Annotated in this window: 6 protein-coding genes and 1 pseudogene; 2 read left to right on the plus strand and 5 right to left on the minus strand. The window is 70.0% G+C overall.

The window, feature by feature from the left end:
• Positions 1 to 201, minus strand: a pseudogene (locus G6026_RS17210) (proteasome ATPase); the annotation flags it as partial.
• A gap of 151 nt (positions 202 to 352) precedes the next feature.
• Positions 353 to 1,192, minus strand: coding sequence for a tRNA (adenine-N1)-methyltransferase (locus G6026_RS08110; protein ID WP_107756450.1), 840 nt, complete (start codon positions 1,190 to 1,192; stop codon positions 353 to 355).
• A gap of 57 nt (positions 1,193 to 1,249) precedes the next feature.
• Here G6026_RS08110 and G6026_RS08115 point away from each other — a divergent pair, with 57 nt between their 5' ends.
• Positions 1,250 to 2,161 carry a RecB family exonuclease gene (locus G6026_RS08115; RefSeq protein ID WP_231750555.1) on the plus strand — a complete coding sequence of 304 codons (912 nt, stop codon included), beginning with the start codon at positions 1,250 to 1,252 and terminating at the stop codon, positions 2,159 to 2,161.
• On the plus strand, positions 2,158 to 2,925 hold the full coding sequence (locus G6026_RS08120) for a thioesterase family protein (RefSeq protein ID WP_182612873.1): 768 nt from the start codon (positions 2,158 to 2,160) through the stop codon (positions 2,923 to 2,925). Before G6026_RS08115 ends, G6026_RS08120 begins: the two co-directional genes overlap by 4 nt.
• A gap of 52 nt (positions 2,926 to 2,977) precedes the next feature.
• On the opposite strand, the gene hisG is transcribed toward G6026_RS08120, so the two are convergent.
• Genes hisG through G6026_RS08135 form a run of 3 tightly spaced genes read right to left on the minus strand, consistent with a single transcriptional unit; the run spans position 2,978 to position 4,853 of the window.
• On the minus strand, positions 2,978 to 3,829 hold the full coding sequence (hisG, locus tag G6026_RS08125) for an ATP phosphoribosyltransferase (protein WP_182612874.1): 852 nt from the start codon (positions 3,827 to 3,829) through the stop codon (positions 2,978 to 2,980).
• A gap of 47 nt (positions 3,830 to 3,876) precedes the next feature.
• Positions 3,877 to 4,140 carry a phosphoribosyl-ATP diphosphatase gene (locus tag G6026_RS08130; protein WP_017836748.1) on the minus strand — a complete coding sequence of 88 codons (264 nt, stop codon included), beginning with the start codon at positions 4,138 to 4,140 and terminating at the stop codon, positions 3,877 to 3,879.
• Positions 4,137 to 4,853: an HAD family hydrolase gene (locus G6026_RS08135; RefSeq protein ID WP_107756453.1), complete on the minus strand. Its 717-nt coding sequence runs from the start codon at positions 4,851 to 4,853 to the stop codon at positions 4,137 to 4,139. Before G6026_RS08135 ends, G6026_RS08130 begins: the two co-directional genes overlap by 4 nt.
• Positions 4,854 to 4,940 lie beyond the last annotated feature (87 nt).

Below are 4,940 nucleotides of genomic sequence, written 5' to 3' on the forward strand. Positions count from 1 at the left end.
GAGGACCTGTAGCTCGTCGCGGGATTCCTTGAGCAGTTCGGCGAGTCGGACGTTGCGGGCGCCGAGGGCGTCGATCTTGACCGACTTCTCCCGGTCCGTGCGCGCACCCTCGTCGACGGCGTTGCGCAGTCGCGCGAGCTCGGCCCGGTCCAGCGTCACGCTGTCGCCGCCCCGCTCGCCCGGGGAACGTCCCTCGGTCACCTCGATCACCCGCCCTCCGACTCGCGGACGACATCCTCGTCGTCGTCGCCCCCACCCTATCGCCGGGGTGAGCGGCCGGGTGCGCGCCGGGGTGAGTGGCCGGGTGCGGGGCGGGTGTGGGGCGGGTCGGTTCGCGCCGCGGGTCCGGGGGTCAGTGCTTGCCGGCCCGGCGCCTGGGCTTGAGGGTGGTCACGCCCTCGGCGAGGCGACGGGCGGTGACCAGGAACGCGGTGTGGCCCTGGATGCGGTGCTCGGGTCGGACCGCCAGGCCCACGACGTGCCAGCCCCGGTTGATCGACTCCCACGCCCGCGGCTCCGTCCAGCACTCCTGGCGACGCAGGGCCTCCACGACGTCGGACATCTGGGTGGTGGTGGCCACGTAGACCACGAGGACACCCCCGGGGACCAGGACGTCGCGCACCGTGGGCAGGCAGTCCCAGGGGGCGAGCATGTCCAACACCACGCGGTCGACCTGTCCACCGAGTGCCTCCACGGAGGCCTCCGCGAGATCGGCGACACGCAGGTCCCAGTTCTCGGGGTGCTCGCCGTAGAAGGTCCGGACGTTGCGTTCGGCGTGCTCGGCGTGGTCCTCGCGGATCTCGTACGACAGGACCCGGCCCCCGGGGCCCACCGCGCGCAGCAGTGAACAGGTCAGGGCACCGGAACCCGCCCCGGCCTCGAGCACACGTGCGCCGGGGAACACATCGCCCTCGTGGACGATCTGTGCGGCGTCCTTGGGGTAGATCACCTGGGCCCCGCGCGGCATCGACAGGACGTAGTCGGTGAGAAGCGGGCGCAGCGCGAGGTAGTCGGCGTCCCCGGAGGACCTGACGATCGACCCCTCGGCTGCTCCGATCAGATCGTCGTGCCGGACCGCGCCGTGGTGGGTGAAGAACTCCGCTCCCGCGGCCAGGACGACGGTGTACTTGCGTCCCTTGGTATCGGTGAGCTGGACGCGGTCGCCGACGACGAACGGGCCGGATCGCTGCACGGTGGACCTCCAGGGGACGGCGGCCGGTTGTCCGACCGGTTGTCTACCCTGCCAGGTGTGACGGATCCCCTGGAAATCGGACGCGGCGGTGCTCCGGATGGCGTGCCCCCGCCGGAGCGCAGGCCCCTGGCGTTGTCGGCGTCGCGTGCCGCCGACTTCAGGCAGTGCCCCCTGCTCTACCGGCTCAAGGCGATCGACAGGATCCCGGAACCGAAGACCCGCGCCCAGGTCCTGGGCACCGTCGTGCACTCGGTGCTCGAGGACCTGTACGCACTGGAGCAGTCCGAGCGCGCCCCGGAACGCGCTGCGGAACTCGTGCCCACCGCGGTGGAACTCTTCTACGAGGGCGGGGGCGCCGAGGTGGTGCCGCTCAGCGGGAGGGCGGAGTTCCAGACGGAGGTCGCCGCCCTGGTATCCGCGCTCTACGGGATCGAGGATCCCCGGCGCTTCTCCCCCGCGGCGTGTGAGCAGTATCTCGTCACCTCGACCGCGTCCGGTACCCCGCTCCACGGCTACCTGGACAGGGTGGACGTGGCGCCGACCGGCGAGGTCAGGGTGGTCGACTACAAGACAGGCAAACCGCCCCGTCCGCGCTATCAGGACCAGGCGATGTTCCAGATGCGGTTCTACGCCCTGATGTACCAGCGCACCCACGGTGTGGTGCCCGCGCAGCTCAAGTTGATCTACCTCAGGAACGGCAGCTGGCTCACCCTGACCCCCGATCTCGCGGCGCTCACCGAGACGGAGTCCCAGCTCGACTCGCTGTGGGCGGAGATCGAGCGGGCGGGTGAGACCGGGATCTTCCCCCCACGTACCTCCCGGCTGTGCGACTGGTGCAATCATCAGGCGTTGTGCCCGGCGTACGGGGGGACCCCGCCCGAGTACCCGGGCTGGCCGGGGCGTCGCGTGATACCTCTCGAGGTCACGAACCCCGCAGCGGGGCACGCCGGACCGAGGAGCACATCATGACGGAGGCCTACTTCGAGCCGTTGGGCACTGATGACGGCTGGGAGGTCTTCCGGGCGACCCCGCACACGGTGAGCGCCTGGGGTCCGGACCTGCAGCACGGATCCCCGCCCTCGGCCGTGCTCACCCGCGCGATGGATCGTCTCGAACGGGCGGAGTCGACCAGGATCGCTCGCGTCACCGTGGACCTGCTCGGGCCCGTGCCGCTGGGCGAGGTCCGCACCCGGGCCCGCATCGTCCGTCCCGGTCGCCGGATCCAACTGCTCGAGGCGGAACTCGAGGCGGGGGGACGGATCGTCGCCAGAGCGAGCGCCTGGCGGATGTCCGTCGGCGACACCGCCGTGGTCGAGCAGACGGCAGACCGCCCGCGCGAGCTCCCGGAGGTGGATCACGACAGTGAATTCTTCGACCGGTGGACCAGTGGCTACATCGACTCGCTGGAGATCCGCGGTGCGAAGGACGGGGTCGTCTGGGCCCGTCCCACTCTCCCTCTGGTCTCCGGTGAGGAGATGACGCCCGTGGAGCGGGTCATGGCGGTGGCCGACATCGCGAACGGTGTCGGGGCCGTTCTCGAACCCGACGAATGGCGGTTCCTCAACACGGACCTGGTCACCCATCTGCACCGGCGTCCCGTCGGCGAGTGGATCGGGGTCACCGCGGACGCCTCGATCGGCCCCGACGGCGTCGGGGCCACCTCCGGCACCCTCTACGACGAGGTGGGCGCGATCGGGCACACGCTTCAGGCTCTCCTGGTGGAACGGGTCTGAGCGGGACTGATCGGAACCGAGCGAGCCGCACGGGCGGGTAGGACTGGCGGGCTCACCCCATGCGGCAGGACCGGATGTCCGTGGCGATGACGGCTTTGGCGCCGGCGGCGACGAGCTCGTCCATGATCGAGTTGACCTTCTTGCGCGGGACCATCGACCGGACCGCCACCCATGCCGGATCGGCCATCGGGGAGACCGTGGGGGACTCGATCCCCGGGGTGATCGCCGAGACCGAGTCGAGGATCTCCCTGGGGCAGTCGTAGTCCAGCATCATGTACTGCTGGGCGAAGACGACGCCCTGGAGACGCGCCCTCAGCTGGGCCATCGCGGGAGTGATCGCCTCGCCCGTACGCGAGATCAGCACCCCCATCGAGTCGCACAGGACCTCCCCGAACGCCTCCAGACCGTGCACCTTGAGAGTGCGACCGGAACCCACCACGTCGGCGATGCAGTCGGCCACCCCGAGCTGGATGGAGATCTCCACCGCGCCGTCGAGTCGGATGACCTCGGCATCGATCCCCCGCCTCTCGAGGTCCTGCCGGACGATGTTGGGGTACGACGTCGCGATGCGGGCCCCCGCCAGGCGGTCCGAGGTCCACCCGCTGCCCGCCGGGCCGGCGTACCGGAAGGTGGAGTGTCCGAATCCCAGATCGAGGAGCTCGTCCACCGCCGCCATCGAGTCCATACTCAGGTCCCTGCCGGTGATCCCCAGCTCGAGGCGGCCGGAACCCACGTAGACGGCGATGTCCTTGGGCCGCAGGAAGAAGAACTCGACATCGTTCTCACGGTCGATCAGCGTGAGATCCTTGCTGCCCTCAGTACGTCGGCGGTACCCCGCCTCGGACAGCATCTCGGAGGCGGACTCGGACAGGGCGCCCTTGTTGGGCACTGCGACACGCAGCATGGTGGTGGCTCCAGGACTCGGTGCGGGCGGGGTGACTGCGGTGGCGGCTAGAGATGCCGGTAGACGTCCTCGAGACCGAGTCCGCGCTTGAGCATCATGACCTGGGTCCAGTAGAGGAGCTGCGAGATCTCCTCGGCCAGTTCCTCGTCCGACTGGTACTCGGCCGCGATCCACACCTCGCCCGCCTCTTCGTTGACCTTCTTGCCCAGATGGTGCACGCCCTTGTCGAAGGCTGCGACGGTGCCGGAGTCCTCGGGACGCGCGGCGATGCGCTCGGACAGCTCGGCGAACAGGGAGTCGAAGGTCTTCACGCGCCCGATTCTCCCACAGCCACGCCCAGTGGCGTTCCCGAGGTGAGGGCGGCGAGACCGGACGCGGTCACGCCGGCCAGGCTCGGGTGGGTGTGTGCCCCGGCCACGTCCGGCTGTCCGTCGGTGGACGGAACATAGAGGACCCGGCACCCCGCGGTGACCGCGGCGGTGGCCCCGGTGACCGAGTCCTCGACCGCCACGGCGGCCGTCGCCTGGACCCCGAGCCGCGAGCAGGCCAGCAGATAGGGGTCGGGAGCCGGCTTGGGGTCGACCACCATGCACCCCGTCACCACCACATCGAATCGCGAACGGTCGATGAACTCCAGCGGAACCGTGGCGACATCCGCGGTTGTGTTGGTCACCAGGGCCACCGGGGCGTTCGTCGACGCGAGGTCATCCAGCAGTTCCTCGGCGCCCGGCCGCCACCGCATATCGGACCGCATGAGCTCGGTGACCCGCGAGTTCAGCCTGCGGGCCAGTCGATCGAACTCGGCCCCCTCGATGGTCCGCCCCGTGTACTCGCCGAGGATCGCGAAGAATCCCGGGAGCGAGTTCCCCAGCGTCCGTTCGCGGGTCGCCTCGTCGAGCGGTCGTCCCAGGTACTCCGCGAGCTCGTAGACGGCGATGTCCCACAGTCGCTCGGTGTCGACGAGAGTGCCGTCCATGTCGAGACACACGGCGGCGGGGACCTGATCGGGCGAAATGCTGGTCACGGCCTACTGTCTACCCGACATGGGGAGACCGGGGGTACCGTGACCGGTCCCGTTGGCCTCCCCGCCGACCGCCGCTCAGTGGCAGGA

This window comes from Dietzia sp. DQ11-38-2 (assembly GCF_014145055.1).
Taxonomy (GTDB): domain Bacteria; phylum Actinomycetota; class Actinomycetes; order Mycobacteriales; family Mycobacteriaceae; genus Dietzia.

Coding starts and splice junctions, on each gene's coding strand:
- G6026_RS08120 (WP_182612873.1), top strand. CDS start 2,158: ATGACGGAGGCCTACTTCGAGCCGTTGGGCACTGATGACGGCTGGGAG.
- hisG (WP_182612874.1), bottom strand. CDS start 3,829: ATGCTGCGTGTCGCAGTGCCCAACAAGGGCGCCCTGTCCGAGTCCGCC.